We start from the raw sequence: 24959 nt of genomic DNA, 5'->3' as shown, positions 1-24959 counted from the left end.
GTAGTATATAGTACACATGACATTCGGAGAATACATCCGTGAACATCGCGAGGCCCTGAAGTCAGAGGATCGGCGGTTTTCGGTACGGCAGGTCGCTCAGCGAATCGGTGTGGAACCAGCCTACCTCAGCAAGATAGAACGCGGGGATGTGGCGCCACCGTCGGAGGCGAAGATCCGGGCATTGGCCGAGGAGCTTGGCGAAGACCCGGATGTGCTGCTGGCAATGGCCGGGAAGGTATCGACGGATTTGCAGGAGATCATTCGCAAGCGGCCGCAACTGTTCGCTGACCTGATCCGCCAGCTCAAATCCGCACCGGATCACGCGCTGTTGCGTATTGCCCGGGATGTCCGTGATGGCGACTGGTAACACCTGAATTATTGACTCAGGGGAGAAAAGACAATGATCGAACTATTGAACAATCAACTGACCTTCCGGTTTCCGGAGGTCCACAAGAAAGCGGTGTGTAGCATCGACTTCCAGCGCACCCTGCGGATCCCGGATGACAACCGGGAATATCCCCTCCCCCCGGGCCTGGGTCGTTTTCCGGTGGAGCACGTGGATGACGTCGCAGACAACTTGCCTGATACCTGGCGGACACATGGTGGCGTCTTCATACCCATGTATCAGTCAGAGGCACTGTGGATCAATTTCACTGGTGACTACCCCTGCGCCGTCAAGATCGCCGCCGGCAAGATTAATGCGGTTTCCGGTGAACCCTGGAGCAATGGGCTTTCGGCTGATCCGCAGGACTATGCGGTGATTCCGGAACAGCCCTGGCTGGACGGTTTCAACGTCTCGGAGGATTTCATCCGGCAGTTTGTCGCCATGCCGCTGGGAGAAGGCTTCACGGCCGAGGAGCAGATTACCGGTAAGGTTGAACATGGCGGACTCCAGATCATCGTCTACCCGATGAAGCATGATGTTTACGTCGAACATTTCGAGCGAACCGTGGAAGCAGACATGGACTACCTCGAGATGCCGATGTTCAGTCGCACGGTCTGCGAATCCGCTGCCCCGGATATGGGTCTTGCTCCAGGCGGCTTGATGCGGCAGGAGATCTACGAGGACGAATACGGCATCGATGCCTGGGATCAGGACAATGGTTTCCGGTGCTTCATCCACCTGGCCAACAGTGAGCAATATCTGGCAATTACAGGACACCAGCCACTGCATACGCCGCCGACAGCCAAAGATTACACGAGTGCCGGTTTACCCTGGTTTGATTACTATAACGATAGCAAGGCGCTTGCTGGCTCGGACACATTAGGCAAGCTGACCAGTGTCGCTGCCAAGGTGATTGAGAAAGGCAAGGGACTGCTGCCGGACAACGAACAGGTTCACCCAAAAACTGTCAAGATAATCAGCAAAGGTAATGTGGTCCGGGATGGGGAATTCTGAAGCATTGGCGCACGGAGTTCACCATGGGAGATGCGATAGATAGAGATTTATTGAGATGGAAGATCAGCGCAAAGCTTTTACAGTGTTCATGGCATGCCTTGGAGGCATACTGACTGGCGCGAAGGCAATCGTTCGCGCCACGAGCCTGTTTGTCATGGGCCTCATCGGCCTGCTGGCCGAAGCTGCGATTGCATCCGAGGATGACGCGGATTCTGAAGGCGATGATCTAACCGGGGACTATAATTTCCGCACCCGCAAGTTTGACAATGGCACTGATCCGTACGGATGGTATGAAGACGACTTGTAGATCCGTTATCGCTTCGCCCCTTTAGTAGCAACAGCCTTCCCAATACCTCCGCCCTGCCTCCCGGCATCCTGGGCTGGCCGTGTGAATTCGCCTTGTACCGAATTGATCGAGCGGCCGATATGTAGCCCCGTCCATGCCATCATCCCGCTCCAGAGCAACGGCAAACCCAGATAAAGGCTGGTCGTGATCATATTGAGCAGCATGCGTTTGATGTCATGCTCGCCGGGGTTTGCGAACATCTGCAGGAAGACGTTCACATCCGGGTACATGGACAGGATGAGGTTCTGATCCACCCACAGTGCCAGGTACCAGAGCACGCTCCAGAATTTGACGGTAAAGATAGCCATGGCGCCGATGACCATCATGGAGATGGAATAACGCGACAGCACCACGATCATGGGCAGCAAGGCATAGATGCCGAGCAGGAGCACGGCCTGCACCATCGGAAGCGCCTGCAGGACAGCGGTCATGGTGACCGAGAACAACGCCGATGCAGCGACCACGCCACCCGATGCCAAGCCTCCCTTGGCGACATTCTCTACCGTACTGAGTAACCCGGTACTACCGGAATTGTGAGCCACGAGGTCGTTGTTCGACCACGATGGCGGCGCATTCGCCAGAACGGTCTTGGCCACGGCATCATTTTGCTGTTCACTGGCCAGGGCCGGTGCGATGGCAACCACGAGGCCTGAAAAGCCGGCCGATGTGGCATCGGCCTCGGTGATCAACTTTTCACGCAGACCAGCCGAGGCATCCTCCCACCACTGCTTGCAGTAAGGCCTGCCCCAGGTAGGTGGCGCGGCGGGATCATATTCGGTATCACGGGCAGCATTGTAGGCCCAGCCGCTGACCTGCGTAGTGGCACGCAGGGTGTCATAGTAGCCCGGCGTATTGCGATAGACTTGCGAACCCATCCAGTCCGGATCGTCGGGTCCATACGTTGTCAGCAGGGCATTCACCGCAGCGGTGGCGGGTCGTTCTGACTGGTACATCGATCGGGCCGGAATATAGCATTGGCTGAAGAAGTCGCTCACTTCCTGGCGCAGACGCGGGTCGGCAATGGTCGCCAGCCGCGCCTGTTGTTCGTAGGTACGCATGTCCGCAGCACTTGGAAGGCCTTCGACCACCGCATGATTGAATCCAGAGGTCATCGAGAGTACCGCATACCACCACACCGGGATGTTCGCCGTTGCCGGTGATCCTGTGAAGCCGGTGGAACCGTAGGTGCTCTGAGGTGCGGCCACGGTCGCCGTCGGTGGCGTGGGATCAATCAGCGTCGGTGGCGGCGTGTAGTTGAGTGAAGCCGCGTTCAGTGGCGTCAACGCAGCCGGTTGGCCAGATAAAACAACCACCAGTAATGCAATAAAGAGCTCCAACTCCATACGCCGCAGCGACAATCCGGTGACAGTACCGAACTCACCACCTTGCGCCGGTTCCCGCCAATTGTCGATCAGGATGCCAAGGAACGGCAGGAACACGATACCGGTGCCGACCAGCACATCCCACAAAATGCCATAGAAGGTCCAGCCGAACAGTGTCGTAAAGAGTTCGAGATAGCTGTCGACAGTCATGCCCCGCTCCCCTGCAGTGCAGCCAGCACCTGACCAAGCAGGTTCTGCCCCAACACCAGCTCGATCACGACGAGCCAGGTCACGATACGCCAGCGTACAGCGAGCAAGTTCGTGGCCTGTGTCTCATCCAGACGTCCCCAACGGTCAAGGGTGTTCACGATCCATGGCCAGCCCATCGCTAACAGGGCAATCAGCGAGACCCGGATGCCAGTCAGGAGCGGCTTCAAGGCATCGATCCGTGTCTGCACAGCCACAACAGAGGTTGTCTGGACTGAATACCAGAGGAAGCCACCTGCCCCCAGCGTCAGACCGAACGCCAGCAGGGTCAGCAAAAAGAACCAGCGCCGACGCATGACAATTCCGTTATTGGACACGGCCATTGCTCAGCGGACGTGGATCGATGGTCGGTACTTCTGGCGTTTTCAGGGACGACTGCCGACGGGCCGCGGCGCGTTGAAGCAAGGTCGCAATCGTGTCCGAAACCACCTCCTTGCGTACCCGGGTCTCGAACAACAGGTTCTCGATCTCCTTGTCCAGCTCGGCGATGGATTTGTCCGCGTGCTCGCGGGCCACCTCGGTGGCATAGACCTCGGGCACCTGGCGGCCGGAAAGCAGCAAACGGCGGGCGTATAGCGCCTTCTCCACCGTGCGGGCTGTGCTGATCTCTGACACCAGCCGGCCCATGATGAGACTCTGCTCGGAAGCCGGCATCTCCCGGATCGCCTCGATGACCTGGCGGGTGATGGCCACACCGGGGGCAGTAATATTGTCCAGGTTGGCCAGAGTCGGGGGCGTAGCCCCGGAGACCAGGTTCTGGATTTCCGTCGTGACGGTAGTCGCCTCCTGATTGAGCTTTGGCAGCAGCCCGGTACCGGGAATACTGTCCTTGCGGCAGGTATCACAGGTCGTAACGATGTTTTCGCCGACCACATCGACGACCCAGTTCCGCGCCTCGGTTGGTGTAGTCCAGATCTCCGTCAGGCGGGTGGCCGATGCAGGAGGCACCGGGCCTGCCGTTGTGATCGGACGATTCATGTTGATGTTGTACCCGGCCTTGACGATGTCGCCGGTGAACTCCAGCACTGGCTGCCCCGAGCCCCCGGCCTGCCCGCCGATCCAGGGCACGCCGTTATCTCCGTTAGCGGTCTCGACGGCGTCCTTGGCGGTTACCGCATCATTACCACCAACGCCCATCTGGAGCTTCCAATCATTGCCTTTGGACAGCGTGATGAGGTCGGCATAGGGGTTCTTGCCCTGGGCGATCTCTGCCTCCATCTGCTCGCAGGACTTGGTCGCCAGCTGCATAGTCTCCTCAGCCTGCAGCAAAGCATTCTGGAACATGTCGTAGAGTCCGGGATTGGCACGCTGCAGGATCAATGCTGGCAATGACGCAATGGCGGCACTGGCTGCCGCCGTCATCGCATTCATCATGTTATCGATGCCAGCACCGATGTCGTTCAGCGTATTTGTCACAGCAGCCACGGGATCGAACTTACCGCAGCTGTAGCCTAGTCCCAGTTGTGCCGAACCACCCAGGGTAACGGATACGACAGAAGGATTGGCAGGCGCCGATACCGGCTCTGCCCCACCGATTTCGTAATACCAGAAGCTGTCTTCCGTCGGCCCCTTAGTGATGGCATGCGCATTATTCAAACTGAGGAGTCCAATCAGCAACCAGCTGATAGCGTATCCAAGACGGAATGTGTGTACAGAGTTCGTTTTCATCAGGGATAGGCAATCCAGTCAATATCAAACAGAAACCACTGGCCGCGGCGCTCACAGCACTTGTAGGGCCGCCATAGATTCCAGACATAATCGCCTTCGCTATCGACGCGACCCCCACCCCAGCCGGTCAGGCTGGCAAGATCATTGGTGCCGAAGACGTTGCAGCTCGATTCAGACAGCGGCAACAACATCTGCCAGGTACCGGTGGTGCGATCCTTCTCCATCAAGGGTCCGGGTGACCAAACTTTCATGGAACCCGATGAGCCAGTGACTGGCACATAGACATGCGGTTGACCCGTACGCGTGACGATGTCACCGGCTCGTTGGGTATTGAGGGCAGCGGCCTTGGGTTCTTCGGCCTGTGTCGTCCAGCCGGTACGCGGATAGACACCACCCCAGGTCTGGAGGGGCCAGGTACCCAGCTCGCGCAGACCGGGAATCAGGCTGGCAGGATAGAATATCTCCGGGATCTCTTGCCGCCACGACAGGGCATCGAGGCCGGACTGGAAATAGGGAAAGAAAGAAGTGGTCTCTGACGGACACAACAAACCAGTACCGGCAACGATACCCGTCAGCGAACTCAGCGGGTGGCCAATGGCGTCAGTTTCCCGGTAGACCAGGTTCTTGTGGTCACGCTCCGAGGTTCCTTCCGTGCGGTTGCCAGCGCTATCGATCGGCACCGGCAACAAGGCACCCAACAGACCCGTGGCCGCCGTCTTCTGCGCCAAACCCAGCGTCGCCCGGATCTCGGTCCACGGGTTCCCGCCCAGCTCGTTGTAGGTACTGACCACCAGATCCGGGTTGTAATGCCCCACCTTGATCGAGGTGCGTACGCTGCAACCGGTCCAGGAACAGCGCAACCAGAAACAGGTGCCAATTGGCATCCACCGCATGCAGGAAAATGCTGCCGTTGTCGTCTGGGCAACGATCTGTGGTGTAGTCGTCGTACCGGAGAATCCGGTGACCGGAATCCATAGTGCAATAGCAAAACAGAACGATAGACATCTCTGGCGGATCATCGCTTACCTTCCCGCCGCCATGTCCGGTAATGCGCAATCGCTGTCAGCACATCGGTTACGCCATATACGACTGCCTGGCCATCGAAGACGACGGCTGGATAGCGATCCACACCATACTGCATCGCCTTAGCCAACCCTTGCGCCGCCATTTGCATTTTTGTTTTTGTTTGATCATCCATGTGCTGGATGCGAACCAGCGCGATCCGCTTCGACTTTTCCGGATCGGCTGGCATGTCGACAGATAGGTCTCGTTCCATTGCCTCGATGCCATCGATTTCGTAGACGGTGATGTCCGTACTACGTGACTTTTTACCGATGCCTCTGGCATCAACGAAGGGATACTTGACCGATGTAAACGCCTCGATTACATGAGGCTGGTTCTGTTGATGCTGATCCGCAAACGTGGCTCCTGAAAACAGGAGTACGGAAGCAAGACAAACTAATGGAATGCGGGAACGGTGTTTTGAGGCTTTGCAAATCATAGTGGTCAACTCTGTGTCGATATGCGTACTATCGTGGCGCGGACACAAGCGCTTCGATACCGAAAATCGATTCACGAGCATGCAGGGTTTATTGAAGAGAAATCGTCAGAGCGACGACTAACCACCACGTTTCTTTGCGATGCGTTCAGCGATGACATGTACCGCCTCGAGTTCGCTGCAGTTACGCTCCCGCATAATCGCGCCACGCTCGGCCTTTTCGTGTTTCTCGGTCATGGCAAGCGCCAGGGATAGCGGCGGCGGGACATTACGAAATAGCGCTTCCATATTGTCTGATAGCACTACACCTTCGACATACTTGCCGGGCTCTTTACGAGCCGACAGCAACAGACTGCGCTGCACATCGGTCAAATCCTTGAAGCGGGCGATTTGTTCAACCTCCTCCTTGGGCATCACCAGGCACAGCCACCACTCCATCATGTTGAGCATCTTGCGGCTTGCATCGGGGAAGTCTTCCAGATTCTGGGTGGCAATCCAGAACCAGGCGCCGAGCTTGCGCCACATCTTAGTGATCTTGACCACATAACGCGCCAGCAACGTATTGGTGGTAATGATGTGCCCCTCATCGGTCACCACCAGTGTCGGCCTTGCATCGTGCTGGTGGCGCTCTACCAGATCGTTGATATGGCTCATCATGGAGATGTAGGCGACGGTGAGCTGATCTTCGTAGCCTTCCCGTGCCAGTATCCCCATCTCCAGAATCGTGATATCCGCCTCCGGCCAGGGGGTACCCGGCCGGTTGAAGAAATGGCCCGCCAGACCTGAACAGAACAACGCCATGCCGTCGCCCATCTCGATGGCCCGGTTGCGCCGGTGGTCCGGCAGGCTTTCATCGTGACCGATACTCTGGAGTGCGGCGACGACATCCTGGGTGAGCACCTGATCGCGGCCAGCCTCTTTGACGGTTTTGGCCGCCAGGAAAATCGCATTCCGGATCAGCAGTCGGTCAGCCCGGGTCATGCGCGCATCCTCGCGCTCATCACCCCCGGTGATCATGATACGGGCCGCGATCTCCATTTCGCCGAGCACGTCACGGCCGGTACCCTCCTCATCCAGCTCGTCGTCTTCTTCCAGTGCGTCCGGATCTTCGCGCAATTGCTGCTGACGTTCTTTCTGCAACACACGCAAAGCATCGGCAAACGGCGGCAGACTGACATCGGTATTCGGGTTCAGGGTAACCTGATTGACGGCCAGGCCATGAGCCTGAAACTGCTGCCCCAGCAGCGAGAAGGAACCGCCGGCCTCGATGATAAAGATGCGCGGGCGGTACATGGCAGCCATCTGCTGCAGCAGATAAACCAGCATTGCCGACTTGCCGGCGCCAGTGGGACCGAGGATCAGCATGTGCGCGTTCTTCTTGCGGTCGGCCCGGTGCAGGGGATCGAACACAAGGGGTTCGGCACCCCGGTTGAAGAACACCAGACCCGGGTGACCGGTACCTTTGGATCGGCCGTACAGGGGCAGCAGATTCGCCGTATGACTGGAAAACACCAGTCGTGAACGGCGACTGGATTTCTCCAACGCGGCATCGTAGGCCATGGGCAGATTGCGAATATAGCTGTCGAGCGCCAGCAGATCGGCTTCGTGGAGAATCGGTTGCAGCCCGTTGGGCAACAACAACGCGTTCAACTGATTGACATTGGCACGCAGGGTCTTCATATCGTTACCGCGCACATAGAACCCAATGCCCAGTGGATAGAGCTTGTTACCGCGCGCCATCTCTCGCTCCACCGCCTCGGCGTCTTCTTTGGTGAGTTCGGCCTCGGCGGAATCCCCCACCGCGGCCCGTTTGACCTGGGCGATGTGGTTTCTCGTGAAGTCCTGGGGCCTAGCCGTCAGGGTCATTACCATCACGGTGTATTCAGGAAATCGGTCAAACAGTGAGAAGACGTGATCACCGGCCTGGCGCTCTGCAGTCATGTGTCCCACCTCAGGCGCCCGACGCAGTCCCTGAACGGTCACCAGGGTATGCGGCAGATCATCAAACCACCAGGTGGCCGTAGTATTGTCCGAGCGAGGCATCGTCAACGTCAGCCGTTCGGCAAGATCATGCCCGAATGGCAGGTCTTCATCCCCCGGATAGGGTGCCACCTCCAGCAACTTATCGGGATCACCACCCGTAATTTCAGGCTTTGGATTGAACCATTTCAGCAACCACTCGTAGAGATCCCGACCCGTACCACGGCGTACCCGAATCCCCGCCGAGGCCAGTGAGGCCACCCACTTGGTGGCCACATCATTCAGGGATTCCTCGATTTCCACGGCCGAAGGCACCCGACCATTGGGTTTCAGACGACGATACAAAGTGGCTCGCACACGCCGGATCTGGCCTCGCCACTGGGTGCCGGTTACCGAGGTATCTTCAAAAAGACCACCGGGACGTGTGATCCTGGCGAGATGCTCCGACAGCGTTTGTTGGAAGTGCCGGGTATAGTCCGACTCCCGTGCACCAGGCTGGGCATAGTTCGCGATTTCTTTCTCGAATCCTTGAAGACTTGGCTCGTCCTGAACGTATACCTGCAAGATCCACGGGGCATCGTCTTCTTCAGGGATGGCATCGGTCAGCGCGGTCTGGATCGCATCGCGCAGCTGGGTCATGAACGCAGGTGTACGCGCCTCGGTACCGGCCGGGATCAGATCGAACAGGGCGCCGACACTGATCCCGTCCTCCAGCAGAAAGGTACGGCTTGCCGGGTTGTATTCCATCCACGGCAGAAAGTCGGTAAACGACGGCGGGCGTTCATACAGCTGCTTGACCTGGTTCGTCGTGACTGGCAGATCGTCATTTTGTTCGTCACGCTTTGAGGGTGTAGGGACTGACTTCATGAGACTCACCGGCGGACACCGCCCTGCTGACTACGGACTTCACCGGGTAGCGCATATTCCACCTGCTCGTACATCGGGAAAGCTGTCGTATAACCGGGCACCGGTGCGCCGGCATCACCGGCCAGATGCGGAAAGATGTACATCACCAGCGTCGGGTTGGGCAGGCGAGGAAACAGCACATCGATCTCGTTGAAGGCATCTCGTGTGTAGCCATGCAGCGCCGCCTCTTCCGAGACGATGGGCCGGTCACCCAGCTCGCCACGAAGAGCCTCTGGATTGTCGGCATTCATCTCATGTACGTGACCCTCATAAATAGCCTTCATCGAAGGGCCATTCTGGGGTAGCACGGTGTCCTTGGTGCTGGCGCAACCGGCCAGCACCAGGCTAATCAAGCCGAGTGCGGCGATAGGGGTCGAGGTCGGTTTCATGGGTCAGTTTCCTGCCAGTGGTATCAAAATCAATAGGGAGTTCCCGGTCAACATGGATGGCAATGCGGATGCCGGCCGGGACAAAGACGGCATCGAAGCTCTGGGACTGGCGCTCCAGCAACCACTTCGACACTTCCTCGCTACCTCCGGAAATGGTCTTGCCCAATACGAAGCGGCCGGTATCACCGCTGATGCTGCTGGTGACACTGCCCGCATTGCTCACCACCGAGGTCGTCTCGGCATTGGCCGCCGCTTCTGCCGCAGCCTGGATGGCCGTCACACCTATACGTTGGCTCAGAAATGCCGGCGCGTTGGTCTTGCGCTCACCGGTAATGCAGGGAATGCCCTGTTCATCTGAGATCCAGCCCAGTGGCTTCGCAGCATCTCCTCCCTGATTGCCTTGGTCGTCGCCGGAAATGGTTCGGATGGTGCCATCCTCAAAGACGAAGGTGACCGAATCGAGACGACCGGTCACACATGAAAGCGTCCAGTCTCCAACGGCAGTCCCGCTCCACACCATGCCTTGAACGCCCGGCACAGTGAGACCATTGGCGGCCAGGTTATCTGCGCCGGTGATGACCTTGAACGGCATCGGATCACGGACCTGTCCTTGCACCGGCACCCGGCCGACCAGGGCCGTCATGGCTGTTGAACCGATCAGGGTGGCGTTACGGGGAACCGTATAAACGGGATGGACGGTGCTGAGTTCCTGAGTCAGTTTCCCGGTCTTTTCAGTCGCCGATGTCAACGCACTTCCGGTCGACTGACCTACCCTCTGCAGCAGACTGTTTCCATTGGCCTCTAACGCAGCATCATCGACGACATCCAGCGGTTCGACCCAGATCAGGCTGTCAGTAGTTGCGGCACCTTCTCCGACGTCATCGAGGCCCAAACCCACCGGGATGTCACTGCCACTTTGGTTGGGATAACGCTGGGAAAGAGACTGAGACAGCGCATCCACGCGCGCTGTCAGTGAAGAAAGCACACCGGCATCGATCCGGTCGCGTGACTCCCGGTCTTTTTCATGGGACAGCAACTCACGCCTGACCCGGGTTGTGACGTTCTCCTCGATCTGGTGACGATTAGCCAGCAGTTCACGGTTCTCTTTGCGCAGCTGGTCATTGTCCTTGCGTAAAGCCTGTACTTCCGTGGTCATGGACGTGACATTGGCCGTCAGCGTCTTAATGGTATCGGCAGGACTGTCCGCATCCGGCGCAGGCGCCTGGGGCACACTCTCCAGAACGAGCGCATCTTCAGGTTCCTGAGAACAGGATTTCAGGGTGACGAATACCAGCATTAGCACGACAGCACCGGCAAGCAGGGGTAAGAGTCGGTTGGAGGTTGCAATCGCCATGTGAACCCCTAGTGCGAAACGCCGAACGGCCGGGCGGAGATCAGGTAAACCGCCGTGGTATCAGCCTCATCGCCTTTGGGAAACAGACGGTGGTGCTGAAAGGTAGCTGTAAGCCAGGTGCCGCGAAGGTTGCGTGGGTCGAGTGTTAGTGCCTGTTCGGTGCGGTTGGTGAGCTTGACCGCAGTGACATAGAGACCCTTGGCGCGCCATGCCACCAGCGGGACCCCTTCAACGGCGCCACCATGGTACAGATCGACAGAATCACGGCTGACCGGCACACGGACAATACCGGGTTGGTCTTTGACCAGGCGAGCCGGGGCATAGAGCTGTTGGGCGGCGAAGCGGGTCAACTGAACAAAATCAGGCCGATCCTGTTCCGGCTCATGCCCGCCCGTCGCCTGATCTTTCTCACTGCCCTGTTCACCGGTCACATAGATTTGAATCGGATGGCCCGGCCCACCCTCTTCAGTGGCCGTGACATCGAGCAGGTAGATACGCCCACTATCTAGTTCACGTACCATGAGTCGGTTGGACCCGAAGGACGTGTGCGCCAACAAGTAGACCATCCCATTGACACTCTGCGTGCGCAGCACACCCTGAACGGAGGCCGGCACACCCACCTTTACTGCGGCGGGAAATTCAATCCGCTGTTCCTGACCAACAGCGAGTTCCAACCGTATCGGTGCTTTTTTCCACTCGATCCGCTCAAGCGTTTCCGTCTCGGCATGCACGAGCGACTGCACCAAGAGCAGCGTCACGCCCAGCCAGGTAGCCATTACGGAATGGTTCGATGGTTTATTTCGCATGGGTTGCTCCTGCTATTGTTCTTGCCCGGCATCTACACCGAGTTCTGATTCTTCTAACCGACGCGGCCCGTCACTCGCAAAGCCGTCTAACGCCAGCCCCCAGGGATTGGCTTCCGGATCGACCGCGAGACTGACCACCCGCAAGGGATAGCGAATGGCGGTTTTCTTCACCGTCATGCCTTTCACCGACTCGAACAAGTCGAGATCCAGCCAGACCACCCAAACGCCTGGCGCGAGCACATCGACGCGACGTTCCTCGTAACCATGTCCGGCAATCTCATGCACACCACGCACCCGGTAGGCCAGCTCACCCTTACGGCCTTTCTGTTCCAGATCGGCCATGAGCTCCGTCCGGTATCGCGGCGTCACATACGGAGAAATGCGGAAGATGGCCTTGCCATAATCCTTGGCTCCATCGTCGGGCCAACGGTTAAGCTGCTGGAAGATGTAAAAGGCAAAGGCATACACATTAGCCGCCGGCACTTCGTCGACCGAGAGCGTCGCCCCGGAGCGCAGATCTGGAGGGACATGCACCGTCAACTGCTTCGGCGCCTGACTCCAGCCAAACCAGAGAACCAGGATCACGACGAACTGGAGGCCGATCACCACCCATAGTGAGCGCAGGTGAGCGCGAACGTTATCGATCTCGGTGCGGTAACGTCGCATACCGTGTTCTCCCAATATCCCAGGCGCCACTGCGCCGAATGAACGGCGCGCTGCGCAAACCATGGTCCGACAACCAGATGGCAATCTGTTGCTGGTAATAGCCATCCGGTCGGCCACGTTTCAGCCGCTGGAACAGTCCCGCCATAACGATGACTGTTCCCACGACACCAACACCGGCCATGCCGAACCCCATGGTGACCGCGCCCAACAAACCCGCCAGGAGGAGGCTAACGGGTAACCAGATGAGCGCGGCCACACCCACGATGATGCCCAGTTCGGACGACGAGCAGCCTTTGAAGATCGCCGGCTCTACATTGAGCCGGTCGGCCAGAATGTCGTCTCGATCCGACATCGGTTAGATGACGCCCGCGGCTTCAGTGAGCAGGTAGCTGGCAAAGATCAGCACGATCGCACCGACGATGCCGAGCACGCCCACTTCGGCCCATTCGGCCTTACCCTGGCGAGCCTCGTTGAACTTGGCGAAGCCGAGATAGGCAATCCACAGGAAGCCCAGCACAGCGATCGCCAGACCCAGGACCAGACCACCATCCTTGATGTAACCCGAAATGAGCCCAATCCAGTCACCGGCTGCGGGTGCGGTACTGGGTGCCACCGGGGTCGGCAACGCTGCCAATACCGGCTGGCCTGCCGTAACTGCGAGCAACCCAGCTGCGGTTACCACCTTTTTTACTGCTTTCTTCATCATTACTTTCTCTCCGAGGTAACGGGGTTGCCCCCTGTTAAAAATACGGGGAACTCCCCGAACCTCTGCGACAATGGCCAACGGCCGCTACCGCAGATAAAAACCCAACACCATAAGCACGATGCTGGCGCGCAGTGCCGACCAGACCACATCGAACAAAACGACCTGCCCGTTCTGCCAGGCACGGAAGGTGCCCAGCGAGACCCAAATAACCCAGACGAAGGCCAGCACCAGCACGACCGATGCGATGCCGGTCAGCAACGTGGCCGGTGTAAAACCGGAGCCCGCTTGAAATGCCGTGTTCTGTGCTGCCGTCATGACCTGACATCACCGACGGTAATCGCCACGCAGGGGCGGGAAAGTCCGTGGCTCCGAACGTGGTGCATCGATATGCTCCTGGATCCCGAGTCGAATCCGGTCAAGATCCTGGCGCAGCCACTCATACTGGAAACGAACGCGGGCATCCGGATTGGCTTGAGAAGCCGCTTCCATGATCAGTGGATCCATGGCCTGAAGTTCGTGAATAATCCGAGCGAGTACCGCCCGTTCGCCGTCTGCGTCAGCAATGGCAAACTGAACCGGCAATACAGACGCCAACAGTCCTGAGACCAGCAGTTTGGTAATTTGCATGGAAGTTCTCCCCGTGTTGCGCATGACGCGCATGGTGGGGGATTCGAGGAGGACTAGATATGGAAAATCAATTCCGTAGGAGGCGGGGTTTTCTGTGTCATTACTCCTGTGTGAACCGTTGAACCCCGGGCTTCGAATGCAAGCAAAATCAGTCCTTGACTCCGTACTTAGGTACGGTGTTTATACTTTTGGCCAAGGTTGAATAATTGAGGAGTAATCCTATGGCGGAACACACGTTGAGCAAAAACCGCTCCCTGATCCTGGCGGCACTGGCGGCCATCGGGGCGTCTTTGTGCTGTGTCGGCCCTTTCGTCCTGTTAATGCTCGGTATCGGCGGCGCCTGGATTGGCAACCTAAGCGCGCTGGAGCCGTACCGGCCCATTTTCATCGGCGTGACACTACTTTTCCTAGGGCTGGCATTCCGAAAGCTTTATCTCGTGTCCGAGGCTTGCGAGGCCGGTAAGCCTTGCGCCAACCCGATCACGCGGCGCAACCAGCGGATCATTTTCTGGGTGGTGACGGTGATTCTGGCCGCGCTCGTTGCCTTCCCCTGGTACGGCCCGGCCTTGCTGGGCTGATTGATGATCCATAGACAAAGGAGACCGCATCCATGATTCGAACCCTCTTACTCGCCGCATTGCTCGGCCTTTCCAGTTTCACCCTAGCACTCTCCAACACCGTGGCGGCGGCCGAACAGGCGCAGACCCAGACCATAACCCTCGACGTGGAGAACATGACCTGCAACATGTGCCCCATCACCGTGCGCAAGGCCCTGGAGAAGGTGCCGGGCGTGGTCAAGGCCGAAGCCAAGTACGAAGGTGACGGCGTAGGTTGGGCAAAGGTGACCTTCGATCTGACCAAGACCGACATCGACACGCTCACTAATGCCACCTTCGAGGCGGGCTATCCCTCCTCCCTCAAGCAACAGTAACCAGGTTCGACCAACGGAACGTAGACCATGACCACCGTCACTTTGAACATTACCGATATGACCTGTGACCATTGCGCTCGCAGCGCACAGGATGCCCTCAACGCCCTGCCCGGCGTGCGCGCCGAGGTGTCCTTCGCCGAGGGACGGGCGCAGGTCGAAACGGACGGCAATGTGGAAACGGCACGCCTGCTCGATGCGGTGGCCTCGAAAGGCTATCACGCCACCTTGCTGGAGGGTGACGAACCGATCACCGGCGGCAACGGCGGCGGGTTGCATGTGGCCATCATTGGCACCGGTTCGGGCGCCTTTGCCGCCGCGATCAAGGCCGCCGAACAGGGCGCGCGGGTGACGATCATCGAGGGCGCCGAGATTATCGGCGGCACCTGTGTCAACGTCGGCTGTGTGCCATCCAAGATACTGATCCGCGGCGCGCACATCGCGCACGTGCAAGCCCGGCATGCCTTCGATGGTATTGCGCTGAACGAACCCGGGATCGACCGCGCTGCCATGGTTCGCCAGCAGCAGGCGCGGGTCGAGGAACTGCGCAACGCCAAGTACGAAAGTATTCTGGAAACCAACCCCTCGATCAATCTGATGCGCGGCTGGGCAAGGTTTGACGACTCCCATACGCTGATCGTGACACAGGACGACGGATCCGAAAAAACCGTCACCGCCGACCGTATCCTGATCGCCAGCGGTGCCCGGCCCGCCATCCCCGACATTCCAGGTCTGAAGAACACGCCCTACTGGACTTCCACCGAGGTGTTGGTTGCAAAAGAGATCCCGGCGCACCTAGTTGTCATTGGTGGCTCAGTGGTTGCGCTGGAACTGGCTCAGGCCTTTTTAAGACTGGGTAGCCAGGTAACGGTCATGGCACGCAGTACATTTCTGTCGAAGGAAGACCCCGCCATCGGCGAGGGTCTGGTCAAGGTGTTCCAGGAAGAGGGGGCGCGGGTATTACTGCATACCCTACCGGACTCAGTAGCGCACGACGGGATCCAGTTTATCCTGCCGTCAAGCGCTGGTGAGATTCGTGCCGACCAGCTGCTGGTTGCCACCGGTCGCACACCCAATACCGATCAACTGGATCTTGACAAGGCCGGCATCGAAACCGGACGCAATGGTGAGATTGTAATCGACGATCACATGCGGGCCTCGATCGACCACATCTATGCGGCCGGCGACTGCACCAACCAGCCGCAATACGTTTATGTTGCAGCGGCAGCCGGCACACGCGCCGCAATCAATATGACCGGTGGCAATGCCGCGCTGGAACTGACCGCTATGCCCGCGGTGGTGTTCACCGAACCCACAGTGGGTACGGTCGGCATGAGCGAAAACCAGGCGAATGATCGCGGCATCGATACAGATTCGCGCACTCTAGATTTGGAAAATATCCCCCGCGCCCTGGCCAATTTCGACACCCGCGGCTTCATCAAGCTGGTGGCCGAGAAGGAAACGGGCCGATTGCTCGGCTGCCAGCTACTGGCCGCAGAGGGTGGCGAAATCATACAGACCGCAGCGCTGGCCATCCGCAACCAAATGACGGTGCATGACATTGCGGACCAGCTGTTCCCGTATCTCACTATGGTGGAAGGATTAAAGCTCTGTGCCCAGACCTTCACAAAGGATGTCAAACAATTGTCCTGCTGTGCGGGATGATGCGTCTTCGTAGATTCTCAAAATCAGCATTCCAGAATAGAATGAAGACATCACCTGATTTCTGAACAGAGACTATCCCATATGAGGCAATAACAAATTGAGCGCAAACAGAGCAACCGCCCAAACCGACTCGGTACTGACCATCGGCCAGCTCGCCAAGGCCGCAGGCGTCAATGTAGAAACCATCCGCTACTATCAACGCATCAAGCTGGTCGCTGAGCCGGTGAAACCGGCACAAGGCTATCGCCATTACGCATCCTCAACAGTGGAGCGTATTCGATTTATCAAACGCGCCCAGGAACTTGGCTTTTCCCTTGATGAAATCACTGACTTGCTTTCCCTGGATGACCGGGATTGCAACGAGGCACGTACCATCGCGGAGCACAAACAGCACGTCATTCAACAGCGCATTGATGATTTGAGCGCCATGCAACGTGGTTTGAGTAAGTTGATCAAAGCCTGCAAGAAAAACGTATCGGGCCAAGAGCGCTGCGCTATCATCGCCACGCTGACTAAAGATCCTCGGTAACAAAATGTGTCTATAGATACAAACAATACTTCATCAAATACATTCCTCCATAGTTCACCCGGCAACCACCCTTATCTTTCACAAGTACTTTTTGAACGTACTGGCCGTCACCGCCACCGTCAGCGCGAACAACGATGCAAACGGCAATATGACGAAGGTCGGATGCAGACTGAACGGCAAGGCGAGATAGGTCACCCAGGTCAGGACAACCAAAGGTAGTGCCGCCTTCTTCGCATAGTGATAGACAAAGGAACTCTCTCGACCTCCACCCCATCGGCGCAAATCGCGTTGCACCAATCCATCGACGAGCGCGACCAGGCTAAACAGTAAAAATATCGGCATCGCCAGGGTCAAAATGGCAAGGCGCACTGAGAACACCTGGGTCACCTGCATCATGGCCAGTACGTACTCTGCCAGGGGTTTATACACCTTATGCAGCGTCGCCCTGACGCCCTGCTCATACTTCCGCGGAGGCAGTGACACCCATTGGATGAAATCCACAAACCGCGTCACCTCGAAAAGGTAGTGGTAGGAATTATCGGCGAACCGTTTGGCGAATCGTGCCGGATCGGAGGTCACAACACTGCGACGAAAATCATTGTCGAGATAGCTGATCTCCGTGACCAGCATGGTACGGCTGTGATCGACCCCTTCATCCGGCCACCAAAGCACCATGCCTGCCCACTCCACGATGATCGAGAACAACAGCGAAAACAATAACCACAGGATGACCTTCGCGACAGCCGATAGGGTCTTCGATAACAGCCCTTGCTGAACCACACGGCGACGAGGATCTGCTACGGGCTCAGCCATCGGATGCCTCCGCTTCTACCTCGGGCTCGCTGACGTCCGGCGCGGCTCCCCACCACGGTTCCTGCACGCGGTACCAGTGATCATTGGTGATGTAGGTGCGCTCCATCTCATTGGTTATCTCGGTGAGCGTCTCAGGCATATCCGAGTCCGTCGCGGGCAACGGCATGCGAATCTTCCAGAGTTGGCCACCTTCCAGGAGGGCAAAGGCCTGTCCCTTGGGTAGGGTTATCAACTCGGCCGGTGTCAGCAACGGGACTTCTGAAACACTGATTCGATCCTCGTTACGGGAGCTAAAATCGATCCCGGAACCCGGCTCCGAGGAATCGTTGACACCGGAAACGCTCATCAGGGTGAACACCTCAACCTTGGGTAGCTGGTCGGTGAGCATCTCGGCAGTAGCCAGCTCTTTCACCCTCAGCATAATCATTGTGTTGAAGTTACCGGCGACCTGCCCTGCTTTTGCGCGATTGCCGATGCGCGCTTCGACATCCGACCAGGTCTGGGTGTAGGCCGTGACCTGAAAGCCGGCCCCACCGGCCTTGTTCAGTAGGGGGACAAACTCGTCACCGATCAGTTCGTTGAACTCATCGGCATGCATGGAGATGGTGGGTGGGGTGTCGATGGATTCTCCGTCCACGCCATGCTTGTAAATGTGTCCTGCGACCGACACCAGATCAGCGAACATGGAATTGCCTACCGCACTGGCCACGGTGGTATCAGTCAGGGCGTCCAGCCCGACATAGACGATCCCCTTGCGTCGGATGGCTTCCATCCATTCGAAGATCGGACGCGTATCGTTCTTATCCAGATAATCCGGAGAGATCAGTTCGGCGATATTGCCCGTGGTCAGCTTCTCCATCAGCGGGCCGACGGAGCTGACGATCTTGTCGAAGTAGGTCTTGTCGTACTTGAAGGCAGACACCAGTCCATCGAGGACTGGATCGTAGAGATCCTGTGCCTGCAGGTGCCGCATCAGCGCGATAGCTTCTTTACTGCGACCCCGCAGGGCTGCCGGCAGATTACGTTCCGAGATCTTGCTCGACAGTTCCTCGACCTGTTCCTTCCAGTCCTCGGCGCCGTGTGTATCCAGATGCGCCTCGGCATACTCCGTGAACAGAGGTTCAATGTCGTTGATGTAGCGTCGGACCTGCTGATAGTCCGGACGGCGGTTTAGCGCCACCAGTGCGCGGGCAATGATGTTGACGAATCGCCAGGCGAACTCCTTGAAGGCCGCTGAATTTCCTTCACTGGGTAACTGGTTGGCGATGCGGGTAGCAACCTCGGTGATTCGCGAGAAGTTACCGATGGCGTTGTAGCGCGCCGAGACCTGCGGAAATCCCAGATGGAACATATAGAAGTCTTTGGTCCGTCCGGCCCGTTTGGCCTCGGCATACACACGCCGCAACAAACCCGCATCCCCCTTGGGGTCGAAAACGATCACCACGTCACCGCGGCGTATGTCCTGGGTGATGAGGATCTCGGCCAGCCGGGTCTTACCGACGCGAGTGGTCCCCAACACTAGGGTATGACCCACCCGCTCGCCGATGTCCATCCACACGTCCTGCTCGTCCGGCTCGACAGCGTGTAGGGCCGGTTTGCCACCGACCGCCGGCAACGGGGACAACGGATTCCACCAGGCCCGCACCCGAAACAGCCGCGCCAGCAAACTCAGAATCGGGACCGATTCCCAGGCGACCTCCTTGCGGCGCGCCCATTGATAGAGGGTTCCCGGCTGGACGTGGCGCTGGACCTCTGGCCGGATGGTATCGCGCAATCGCTGCGTGTGTTTCTGGGTCCAGCGAAAGCCGCGTCCTAAAAAGAGCTTGCGGCGGCTCAGCGGGATCTTGCGGGAACGTACCTTATAGTTGGGCAGTCGGCGCATGCTGCCCTGGTAGCGCAGCACCCGCCAGGCTTGTCGACCCCGGATCAGGCCGATCAGGACCAGTACGGCACCGGCGCCATAGGCGACACCCGGCGGCATCATCAGCGCCCAAGGAGCCAGAATGGCGATGGCTGCCGTCGCAAAGGCCACCAATGTCGACCACAGCTCGACCGGGGGCCGCAGCAGGGCCTCGATGGGGTGCGCGCTCATTGCTCGATGCCGTGCGCCGAGATCAGCACCGGATAATGCGAAACGCTCAGTGCCTTCGCGATGTCGCTGCCCGAGGCTGGTAGGATCGGTAGGCCGTCAGCCAATCTGGCCATCGTTCGCAAATCATCCATCGTCTCGGCCTGCACCAGCATCCCGACCGCACCGATCTCCTTGAGCCGATCGCGGTGTGTCTGTAGCCACTGTCGGGAACGACTGTCTGACCCGATCAAGAAAAATGGCCGCGTGAACGGCCGGTCATGCGCACGAGCCTGCACCGGTCCCGGTGTCAGGCTGGGTGATTTAATCGGCAACCAGGTTTTGGGGTCAGCGGCGCCGAGCTGGGGTCTTGTTGGAACCTGACTTTGCTGTTGCAAACCATCCTGAGTTTGAAAAACTTCCAGAAAAGGTGCGATGGGTTGTGTATGACCGCTGTCATAGATCGCAGTCAGCTCGGCCCGGGCCATGACGGGCACCAGCAGGCAACTCATGACCAAGACCTTGCGGCAATAAGGATTGAATCGATCCATCGAGTCATCCTTCCTGTACGATGCGTTGCCAGTGGGAGACAACACGGCGACGGTACCGGTCTGCTCGATGGGAATCCTTCGGCGAGTGATAACAGCCAACGCTGCCCCACCAGTCCTGCCGCGTGGCGTAACAATCCTGCAAAATCCCGGCGCCCACACGTATGTTGTGATACGGATCAAGCGCCTGCCACGGGGTTCCGAGCCGATTCTTGTGATAACGCCAGTTGACCTGCATCAGACCGATATCGATGGAACGCTTCCCCTCCTTCAGATACGCCGTCAATGCCTGCCAGGCCGCTTGCCGAGAATCGAAGAAGTAACCCCGGCCGGCCACGTTCAATGTCCAGGGCCAGGGCCGGAGGGATCTGGCCTGTCCCGTCTGCTTACCGCTTTCAGTGAGTGCCACAGCGAACAGAACGCTCTGGGGTATTCCGTGCTCTGCCGCAATCATGCGATAACCCGCTGGCACGGATTCATTCGCCCTGCTTATGGAAGGAAGCGTCAGGACGGCAAATACGATCGGCCAGCCGAAAACTCGTATCAACGCCATCATGGGCTAGAGCTCCGAAACCGGTAGTCTTGAAACGTCCTCTCCTCGACGGCGCAATATGGACGGGACGTCACCTTGCCCCTGGGTCAATTTGTCGAGGGCTCCGCCATCATGATTGAGGGTGATTCGCCGGCTGCGTACCCAGTCCGGATCGATCTGGTGATTGGACGCCCAGTCCCTGACGGCGCGATCGTCTCCCTTGTCTACATCGGTGAGATAGATATCGATACCGCTGACTTCGTCGATCCGCTTTAACAGCTTATTCAGTAACAGATCACAGGCCGGACAATCCGGGCGCGTAAAGAACAACAGGCGATCTCCGGACTGAAGGGTATTTTTCACTTCGGTCTTTCCCGGTAACCGGCTGATGTCGATCAAAGACACATTCGGATACAGGCGCTTGGTTGCAGCATCGTAGGCGTGCTGGAACGCAAGGATACGACCGGCGTCTTCATACATGGCGTGTGCCCACACTTCGGCATACCGCTGCCGCTCCGCATCATCACGCGCATGAATACCGAGCACTTCGATGGGCGATATCGTCGCCGGACTGATGCTCCCGCGAATGCCCTGCATCAACTGTTTGTAACGGCGCCACTCCGTCTCTGACAAACCCCACAGACGGGCATGCGCCAGATCCGTGGCTGACAAGACATTCGTGGCTTTGTGCGAGTTATCCTCCCGGGTTTCCTCAATCTGGGTATGTGATAACTCGGCCGCCATCACGGTATTCGACGCGATAAGAGCACCCAGAAAAACCATAGATCTCCATCTTCTACTCATCGGTGCATTCCCCTTCACACGTGTCGGCCATCGGTACTGCCTGGTCTCTCTGGACGATATAGGGCACCGTCAGATCCCGGTACATTCCGGACTTGTCAGACAAACACCCGCGCATCCCCTGTGTAGCGGGAACTGAATCTGCCGTAGTTTGGATACGAGATGCACTATTGCTGGATGGTTCACCACCATCATTTTTCTCTGCTGTCGCTGATCCCAGCGCAAAACTGCCGAAGAGCAATAACACGGCTAATACGATTTCCATCGGCTCTACCTCTGCAATGAAATGGAATGGTTCTGGCCATGCGGCCCTTTGAATTCGACCCTACCCTTGAGGCGGTCGATGCCAGCCACTGTCCAACCTGATTGCTGTTCGCCGGACTTCAAGAATGCAACGCGACCTGTCTGGGAGATGGCCACGTAGGTCATGTCATCCCAAACGTCGATAGCATCGACATGAAACGGTGGAGTTTTGGCGGGTGCAGGTTTCGGTCTGGCCGCCGGCTTATGCTGGGTGACCTTGCGCTTCTGGGTCTCCTTGATGAGGGTATTTAGCCGTGCAATGGAGTCGTCAATACGTTGACGAAGGGCACGGTTACTTTCCGCAAGATTGGCAACGGCCACTTTGATCGCGAGAACACCTTCTGCCATGGAAGCCAGGCTCTGCTTCACATCTGTACTATGGGCCACTTGCGCTTCGAAACCGCGGTCGATCCGCCCGGACAGAGATCTCAGCCTCCGATCGATCTGTTCTACTTTGCCCTCGGCCGGGCCTATCTCCGGTTCCGGTGTTTTGATCACTTCCCGGGTTTGGGTATTGGAGTTCTGTATCTGGATTTCATCCAACGGTTTTTCTTGCCGCTGGATCTTGGAAAGCGACAACGCACTGATGACGACGATACCGACCACAACGGCGGTCAGTACGGACTTATAAGCCAGCCGCCGGGACCTTGGCTGCCTCTCTGCCTTATCCTGCTTGCTCTCCTTTTCTGACGGATTGATCTGCTCCGGTTGCTGCTCAGTCGTCATCCTGCACTTCCTCCACATTAGCCATGTACATGGTCTCGTGGGCAGCAACCTGCTTCACTGCACACTGCTCGAAGGTGATCAGTCGGTGAACAGGATCCTGGACTAAATGGAAGGCCGGTCCCGCGAGTGTCTCCAGCGCCTCGCGCAAGGTCATCGGCCCAAGATGGCGATGGACGGCTGGCAACGGTAACGCAAATAACGCGAGCGTTTCCGGCGCGGTGGATCCAGTAGCAGCCAGCCGATAACCACTACGCTGCAGAAGATATCGCACCGTCTCTCCGATGGTCTGAATGCGATCCGGCAACTGAACGGTAACGGTCGCTTCCAACAGTTCCGACTGCGCCTGGGTCGGGGCCGCGGAAACCATCGAATACCGACCTGTCTGGATATCGCTTGCATGAAGGTTCACGCTGGCGACAGTACAAATGCCGGCGATACATATCGCTGTCACTGCACCATGGTGAGCAGGATTAAAGAGTGATCGTTTCATAATGGATTCAGCCTCAGTGGTTTGATACAACCTGGCCGGCATCATGAAGCTGCGCTCGGGTACTGAAAATGGATAATCCATTCTCACCGGCGCAGTGTTTTTGTGGCTGTATTCACGTCCCGCAATACACAGCCACAATCTGTGGTCTCTCGTGCCCGAGCTCGAGACTGATTGTCAGGCGGGCTTGCTGGTCAATCCGTTTTTGTTCCGGCGTGAGCGTTTTGACTGCAGAACCGCCCGCCGCGGGTGAACGCCATCCGGTCAGTTCCTCATAACGATTCTGTGCATAGGCATGACGAAGACCATGCATCCTGGACAACCCTGCCCTGGCGGTCTCGGCTTCGTACAATCGCAATTGCTGTCGATAGTTCTTTGCGCTGGGAATCAGAGAACCTTTACCGGCCAGCTGTCGCGCTCGATCTAGGACAGCACGTTGGGCCTCAGTCCGTATCGGGATGGTTCGCGCCTTGCCGCCCTTGGTCCAGCTTTCCTTGAGGACGATATGGTCGCCGCGATCGGCGTAGTCCGGTATGAACTTGATCGCTTCTTCTCGGCGCAAGCCAAAGGCCTGCTGTAGTTCCAGGCTCATTCGAACTCGGGCATCTCGAATATTGCCAAGTTCTTCCGCCCCCACACTACGGGCCTTGGATTCTTTGGTCACAAACTGCCGGTTAGGAACACCATAGTGGTCGTTCGATCGTGCAACGACATTCTGACGATTGACCTTCTGGGCCCACCAGCGAATGACTGCCAGCCGGTTCTTCATCGCCCCGGCCGACAGCTCTTTCTCATGCCAGTTTTTGACCAAAGCCTCAATGTGCTTGGGCTTGAGCGACTGTGCGCTCATATGACGGTAACCCAGATCATGGAGCTGGTCGGCGATCTGCGTCAGCAGCCGCTCCCGGTCTCGCTGGGTGGTAAAACTGCCGTCCCGGTTTCGGCGGCAAATCTGCTTGAGTTGGTAGTTCAGATCTCTCAAAAGTGTTCTCGCATATCGGTAAGTGTTTCTGACCCAACCGGTGGCCATAGCCATTCGGTCCCGCGTACGCGGTACGGTCATGGGACACTACGCCCATTGCGACCTAAAGCTGCCTGGTCTAGGCAACGCCGGTTCTCCCCGGAGGGAATGGTCTGGCGTGGACCAACGTGCGCCGTTACGGGCGCGATTTAAGTGTGGTTACACATCACCTCCTTTCAGATAGGCGGAATACTTCCGCAGTTAATGAAGAATGAGCATCAACGGCACCACCAAAGGCGGGCGTCTCGGCTCGACGAGTCAATACAGGCTGGTGCCTGCGAGAAAGAACCGATCCCGTGGTCGGCTCGGATTGGAGAATGAACCCACGGCTTTCGCCGCAGCGCATCGAAGGGTTCGGGTGCGCTCTGTTGCCACTGTATCCGCAGTAGCCACGGTTAAAATCGGTCGAGGGCGGCAGTATCGGTGTTCATCACTGGCCTTGCACTGGGTAATCCTGCCGAAAACGCGCGCCGTTTCCGGGAATGCCGCCCTCGTCACTACCCCGCTTCGCTTGCCAGTGACGAGGGCGCCTTCGGTTCAGGCACGCCATGTGCCAGGCATCCGCCTGTCACGCGGCCTGCTACTAATCGGCTGGTGCAATCCT

The 24959-nt window shown here is 57.9% G+C and carries 29 protein-coding genes; 7 read left to right on the top strand and 22 right to left on the bottom strand.

Annotation, left to right across the window (positions count from 1 at the left end; translation table 11 throughout):
- The first annotated feature begins 16 nt into the window (after positions 1–16).
- Genes AQ621_RS08545 through AQ621_RS08535 form a run of 3 tightly spaced genes read left to right on the top strand, consistent with a single transcriptional unit; the run spans position 17 to position 1706 of the window.
- Positions 17–367 carry a helix-turn-helix domain-containing protein gene (locus AQ621_RS08545; RefSeq protein ID WP_058341122.1) on the top strand — a complete coding sequence of 117 codons (351 nt, stop codon included), beginning with the start codon at positions 17–19 and terminating at the stop codon, positions 365–367.
- A gap of 33 nt (positions 368–400) precedes the next feature.
- Positions 401–1399 carry a hypothetical protein gene (locus AQ621_RS08540; protein ID WP_058341121.1) on the top strand — a complete coding sequence of 333 codons (999 nt, stop codon included), beginning with the start codon at positions 401–403 and terminating at the stop codon, positions 1397–1399.
- Positions 1400–1454: 55 nt separating this feature from the next.
- Complete coding sequence (locus tag AQ621_RS08535; protein WP_058341120.1) at positions 1455–1706, top strand: hypothetical protein; 252 nt, start codon at positions 1455–1457, stop codon at positions 1704–1706.
- A gap of 5 nt (positions 1707–1711) precedes the next feature.
- Here the strand turns inward: AQ621_RS08535 and AQ621_RS08530 are convergent, their stop codons facing one another.
- From AQ621_RS08530 to AQ621_RS08465, 14 genes are all read right to left on the bottom strand, one after another.
- On the bottom strand, positions 1712–3277 hold the full coding sequence (locus tag AQ621_RS08530; protein WP_058341119.1) for a conjugal transfer protein TraG N-terminal domain-containing protein: 1566 nt from the start codon (positions 3275–3277) through the stop codon (positions 1712–1714).
- A complete protein-coding gene (locus AQ621_RS08525) occupies positions 3274–3630 on the bottom strand; it encodes a hypothetical protein (RefSeq protein ID WP_058341118.1) in 357 nt (118 codons plus the stop codon). Before AQ621_RS08525 ends, AQ621_RS08530 begins: the two co-directional genes overlap by 4 nt.
- A gap of 10 nt (positions 3631–3640) precedes the next feature.
- Positions 3641–5002: an integrating conjugative element protein gene (locus AQ621_RS08520; protein ID WP_145840267.1), complete on the bottom strand. Its 1362-nt coding sequence runs from the start codon at positions 5000–5002 to the stop codon at positions 3641–3643.
- Positions 5002–6021, bottom strand: coding sequence for a TIGR03756 family integrating conjugative element protein (locus tag AQ621_RS08515; protein ID WP_058341116.1), 1020 nt, complete (start codon positions 6019–6021; stop codon positions 5002–5004). Before AQ621_RS08515 ends, AQ621_RS08520 begins: the two co-directional genes overlap by 1 nt.
- On the bottom strand, positions 6018–6503 hold the full coding sequence (locus AQ621_RS08510; RefSeq protein ID WP_058341115.1) for a TIGR03757 family integrating conjugative element protein: 486 nt from the start codon (positions 6501–6503) through the stop codon (positions 6018–6020). The genes AQ621_RS08515 and AQ621_RS08510 overlap by 4 nt, the downstream gene beginning before the upstream one ends.
- A gap of 117 nt (positions 6504–6620) precedes the next feature.
- The gene (locus tag AQ621_RS08505; RefSeq protein WP_058341114.1) at positions 6621–9347 is read right to left on the bottom strand and encodes a conjugative transfer ATPase; all 2727 of its coding nucleotides are present in this window, start codon (positions 9345–9347) and stop codon (positions 6621–6623) included.
- A 5-nt stretch (positions 9348–9352) separates the two neighbouring features.
- Positions 9353–9775 carry a TIGR03751 family conjugal transfer lipoprotein gene (locus AQ621_RS08500; protein ID WP_145840266.1) on the bottom strand — a complete coding sequence of 141 codons (423 nt, stop codon included), beginning with the start codon at positions 9773–9775 and terminating at the stop codon, positions 9353–9355.
- Entirely contained in the window at positions 9732–11129 is a 1398-nt protein-coding gene (locus AQ621_RS08495) for a TIGR03752 family integrating conjugative element protein (RefSeq protein ID WP_058341113.1), read from the bottom strand. The genes AQ621_RS08500 and AQ621_RS08495 overlap by 44 nt, the downstream gene beginning before the upstream one ends.
- 8 nt (positions 11130–11137) lie before the next feature.
- Positions 11138–11935 carry a TIGR03749 family integrating conjugative element protein gene (locus AQ621_RS08490; RefSeq protein ID WP_058341112.1) on the bottom strand — a complete coding sequence of 266 codons (798 nt, stop codon included), beginning with the start codon at positions 11933–11935 and terminating at the stop codon, positions 11138–11140.
- 12 nt (positions 11936–11947) lie between these two features.
- Positions 11948–12601, bottom strand: a complete 654-nt coding sequence (locus AQ621_RS08485; protein WP_029133456.1) for a PFL_4703 family integrating conjugative element protein — start codon at positions 12599–12601, stop codon at positions 11948–11950.
- On the bottom strand, positions 12573–12953 hold the full coding sequence (locus tag AQ621_RS08480; RefSeq protein ID WP_058341111.1) for a TIGR03750 family conjugal transfer protein: 381 nt from the start codon (positions 12951–12953) through the stop codon (positions 12573–12575). Before AQ621_RS08480 ends, AQ621_RS08485 begins: the two co-directional genes overlap by 29 nt.
- A 3-nt stretch (positions 12954–12956) precedes the next feature.
- Positions 12957–13307 carry a TIGR03745 family integrating conjugative element membrane protein gene (locus tag AQ621_RS08475; protein WP_058341110.1) on the bottom strand — a complete coding sequence of 117 codons (351 nt, stop codon included), beginning with the start codon at positions 13305–13307 and terminating at the stop codon, positions 12957–12959.
- An 84-nt stretch (positions 13308–13391) separates the two neighbouring features.
- Positions 13392–13622, bottom strand: a complete 231-nt coding sequence (locus AQ621_RS08470) for a TIGR03758 family integrating conjugative element protein (protein ID WP_031432075.1) — start codon at positions 13620–13622, stop codon at positions 13392–13394.
- A 9-nt stretch (positions 13623–13631) separates the two neighbouring features.
- Positions 13632–13934, bottom strand: a complete 303-nt coding sequence (locus AQ621_RS08465) for an integrative conjugative element protein, RAQPRD family (RefSeq protein ID WP_058341109.1) — start codon at positions 13932–13934, stop codon at positions 13632–13634.
- A 221-nt stretch (positions 13935–14155) separates the two neighbouring features.
- On the opposite strand from AQ621_RS08465, the gene AQ621_RS08460 reads away from it, so the two are divergent.
- The 4 genes from AQ621_RS08460 to merR all read left to right on the top strand — a co-directional run bounded on the left by AQ621_RS08460 (position 14156) and on the right by merR (position 17056).
- Positions 14156–14512, top strand: coding sequence for a mercuric transporter MerT family protein (locus AQ621_RS08460; protein ID WP_058341108.1), 357 nt, complete (start codon positions 14156–14158; stop codon positions 14510–14512).
- Between the two features lie 32 nt (positions 14513–14544).
- Positions 14545–14865: a mercury resistance system periplasmic binding protein MerP gene (gene merP / locus AQ621_RS08455; protein WP_058341107.1), complete on the top strand. Its 321-nt coding sequence runs from the start codon at positions 14545–14547 to the stop codon at positions 14863–14865.
- A 27-nt stretch (positions 14866–14892) separates the two neighbouring features.
- On the top strand, positions 14893–16527 hold the full coding sequence (gene merA / locus AQ621_RS08450; protein ID WP_058341106.1) for a mercury(II) reductase: 1635 nt from the start codon (positions 14893–14895) through the stop codon (positions 16525–16527).
- A gap of 97 nt (positions 16528–16624) precedes the next feature.
- The gene (gene merR / locus AQ621_RS08445) at positions 16625–17056 is read left to right on the top strand and encodes an Hg(II)-responsive transcriptional regulator (RefSeq protein ID WP_227508278.1); all 432 of its coding nucleotides are present in this window, start codon (positions 16625–16627) and stop codon (positions 17054–17056) included.
- Positions 17057–17134: 78 nt separating this feature from the next.
- Here merR and AQ621_RS08440 read toward each other — a convergent pair whose 3' ends face one another.
- The 8 genes from AQ621_RS08440 to AQ621_RS08400 form a co-directional block, all read right to left on the bottom strand.
- Positions 17135–17869: a TIGR03747 family integrating conjugative element membrane protein gene (locus AQ621_RS08440; RefSeq protein ID WP_058341105.1), complete on the bottom strand. Its 735-nt coding sequence runs from the start codon at positions 17867–17869 to the stop codon at positions 17135–17137.
- Positions 17862–19961: a type IV conjugative transfer system coupling protein TraD gene (gene traD / locus AQ621_RS08435; RefSeq protein WP_058341104.1), complete on the bottom strand. Its 2100-nt coding sequence runs from the start codon at positions 19959–19961 to the stop codon at positions 17862–17864. Before traD ends, AQ621_RS08440 begins: the two co-directional genes overlap by 8 nt.
- Positions 19958–20488 carry an integrating conjugative element protein gene (locus tag AQ621_RS08430; RefSeq protein WP_058341103.1) on the bottom strand — a complete coding sequence of 177 codons (531 nt, stop codon included), beginning with the start codon at positions 20486–20488 and terminating at the stop codon, positions 19958–19960. Before AQ621_RS08430 ends, traD begins: the two co-directional genes overlap by 4 nt.
- Positions 20489–20492: 4 nt before the next feature.
- Positions 20493–21041: a lytic transglycosylase domain-containing protein gene (locus AQ621_RS08425; RefSeq protein WP_201785329.1), complete on the bottom strand. Its 549-nt coding sequence runs from the start codon at positions 21039–21041 to the stop codon at positions 20493–20495.
- Positions 21042–21044: 3 nt separating this feature from the next.
- Complete coding sequence (locus AQ621_RS08420) at positions 21045–21800, bottom strand: TIGR03759 family integrating conjugative element protein (RefSeq protein ID WP_058341102.1); 756 nt, start codon at positions 21798–21800, stop codon at positions 21045–21047.
- Between the two features lie 288 nt (positions 21801–22088).
- Complete coding sequence (locus AQ621_RS08410; protein WP_058341100.1) at positions 22089–22847, bottom strand: hypothetical protein; 759 nt, start codon at positions 22845–22847, stop codon at positions 22089–22091.
- Positions 22837–23418, bottom strand: a complete 582-nt coding sequence (locus tag AQ621_RS08405) for a PFGI-1 class ICE element type IV pilus protein PilL2 (protein ID WP_201785328.1) — start codon at positions 23416–23418, stop codon at positions 22837–22839. The genes AQ621_RS08410 and AQ621_RS08405 overlap by 11 nt, the downstream gene beginning before the upstream one ends.
- A 31-nt stretch (positions 23419–23449) precedes the next feature.
- On the bottom strand, positions 23450–24316 hold the full coding sequence (locus AQ621_RS08400) for a phage integrase N-terminal domain-containing protein (RefSeq protein ID WP_058341230.1): 867 nt from the start codon (positions 24314–24316) through the stop codon (positions 23450–23452).
- Positions 24317–24959: the final 643 nt, after the last annotated feature.

This window comes from Marinobacter sp. P4B1, assembly GCF_001447135.1.
GTDB classification, from domain to species: domain Bacteria; phylum Pseudomonadota; class Gammaproteobacteria; order Pseudomonadales; family Oleiphilaceae; genus Marinobacter; species Marinobacter vinifirmus.
The sequence above is the reverse complement of the archived record's forward strand: the minus strand, read 5'-3'. Positions and strand labels throughout refer to the sequence as shown.

Excerpts from the sequence above, each read along its gene's own strand:
- AQ621_RS08545 (WP_058341122.1), top strand. The coding sequence starts at position 17 with ATGACATTCGGAGAATACATCCGTGAACATCGCGAGGCCCTGAAGTCA.
- AQ621_RS08540 (WP_058341121.1), top strand. The coding sequence starts at position 401 with ATGATCGAACTATTGAACAATCAACTGACCTTCCGGTTTCCGGAGGTC.
- AQ621_RS08535 (WP_058341120.1), top strand. The coding sequence starts at position 1,455 with ATGGAAGATCAGCGCAAAGCTTTTACAGTGTTCATGGCATGCCTTGGA.
- AQ621_RS08530 (WP_058341119.1), bottom strand. The coding sequence starts at position 3,277 with ATGACTGTCGACAGCTATCTCGAACTCTTTACGACACTGTTCGGCTGG.
- AQ621_RS08525 (WP_058341118.1), bottom strand. The coding sequence starts at position 3,630 with ATGCGTCGGCGCTGGTTCTTTTTGCTGACCCTGCTGGCGTTCGGTCTG.
- AQ621_RS08520 (WP_145840267.1), bottom strand. The coding sequence starts at position 5,002 with ATGAAAACGAACTCTGTACACACATTCCGTCTTGGATACGCTATCAGC.
- AQ621_RS08515 (WP_058341116.1), bottom strand. The coding sequence starts at position 6,021 with ATGATCCGCCAGAGATGTCTATCGTTCTGTTTTGCTATTGCACTATGG.
- AQ621_RS08510 (WP_058341115.1), bottom strand. The coding sequence starts at position 6,503 with ATGATTTGCAAAGCCTCAAAACACCGTTCCCGCATTCCATTAGTTTGT.
- AQ621_RS08505 (WP_058341114.1), bottom strand. The coding sequence starts at position 9,347 with ATGAAGTCAGTCCCTACACCCTCAAAGCGTGACGAACAAAATGACGAT.
- AQ621_RS08500 (WP_145840266.1), bottom strand. The coding sequence starts at position 9,775 with ATGAAACCGACCTCGACCCCTATCGCCGCACTCGGCTTGATTAGCCTG.
- AQ621_RS08495 (WP_058341113.1), bottom strand. The coding sequence starts at position 11,129 with ATGGCGATTGCAACCTCCAACCGACTCTTACCCCTGCTTGCCGGTGCT.
- AQ621_RS08490 (WP_058341112.1), bottom strand. The coding sequence starts at position 11,935 with ATGCGAAATAAACCATCGAACCATTCCGTAATGGCTACCTGGCTGGGC.
- AQ621_RS08485 (WP_029133456.1), bottom strand. The coding sequence starts at position 12,601 with ATGCGACGTTACCGCACCGAGATCGATAACGTTCGCGCTCACCTGCGC.
- AQ621_RS08480 (WP_058341111.1), bottom strand. The coding sequence starts at position 12,953 with ATGTCGGATCGAGACGACATTCTGGCCGACCGGCTCAATGTAGAGCCG.
- AQ621_RS08475 (WP_058341110.1), bottom strand. The coding sequence starts at position 13,307 with ATGATGAAGAAAGCAGTAAAAAAGGTGGTAACCGCAGCTGGGTTGCTC.
- AQ621_RS08470 (WP_031432075.1), bottom strand. The coding sequence starts at position 13,622 with ATGACGGCAGCACAGAACACGGCATTTCAAGCGGGCTCCGGTTTTACA.
- AQ621_RS08465 (WP_058341109.1), bottom strand. The coding sequence starts at position 13,934 with ATGCAAATTACCAAACTGCTGGTCTCAGGACTGTTGGCGTCTGTATTG.
- AQ621_RS08460 (WP_058341108.1), top strand. The coding sequence starts at position 14,156 with ATGGCGGAACACACGTTGAGCAAAAACCGCTCCCTGATCCTGGCGGCA.
- merP (WP_058341107.1), top strand. The coding sequence starts at position 14,545 with ATGATTCGAACCCTCTTACTCGCCGCATTGCTCGGCCTTTCCAGTTTC.
- merA (WP_058341106.1), top strand. The coding sequence starts at position 14,893 with ATGACCACCGTCACTTTGAACATTACCGATATGACCTGTGACCATTGC.
- AQ621_RS08440 (WP_058341105.1), bottom strand. The coding sequence starts at position 17,869 with ATGGCTGAGCCCGTAGCAGATCCTCGTCGCCGTGTGGTTCAGCAAGGG.
- traD (WP_058341104.1), bottom strand. The coding sequence starts at position 19,961 with ATGAGCGCGCACCCCATCGAGGCCCTGCTGCGGCCCCCGGTCGAGCTG.
- AQ621_RS08430 (WP_058341103.1), bottom strand. The coding sequence starts at position 20,488 with ATGGATCGATTCAATCCTTATTGCCGCAAGGTCTTGGTCATGAGTTGC.
- AQ621_RS08425 (WP_201785329.1), bottom strand. The coding sequence starts at position 21,041 with ATGATGGCGTTGATACGAGTTTTCGGCTGGCCGATCGTATTTGCCGTC.
- AQ621_RS08420 (WP_058341102.1), bottom strand. The coding sequence starts at position 21,800 with ATGGTTTTTCTGGGTGCTCTTATCGCGTCGAATACCGTGATGGCGGCC.
- AQ621_RS08410 (WP_058341100.1), bottom strand. The coding sequence starts at position 22,847 with ATGACGACTGAGCAGCAACCGGAGCAGATCAATCCGTCAGAAAAGGAG.
- AQ621_RS08405 (WP_201785328.1), bottom strand. The coding sequence starts at position 23,418 with ATGGATTATCCATTTTCAGTACCCGAGCGCAGCTTCATGATGCCGGCC.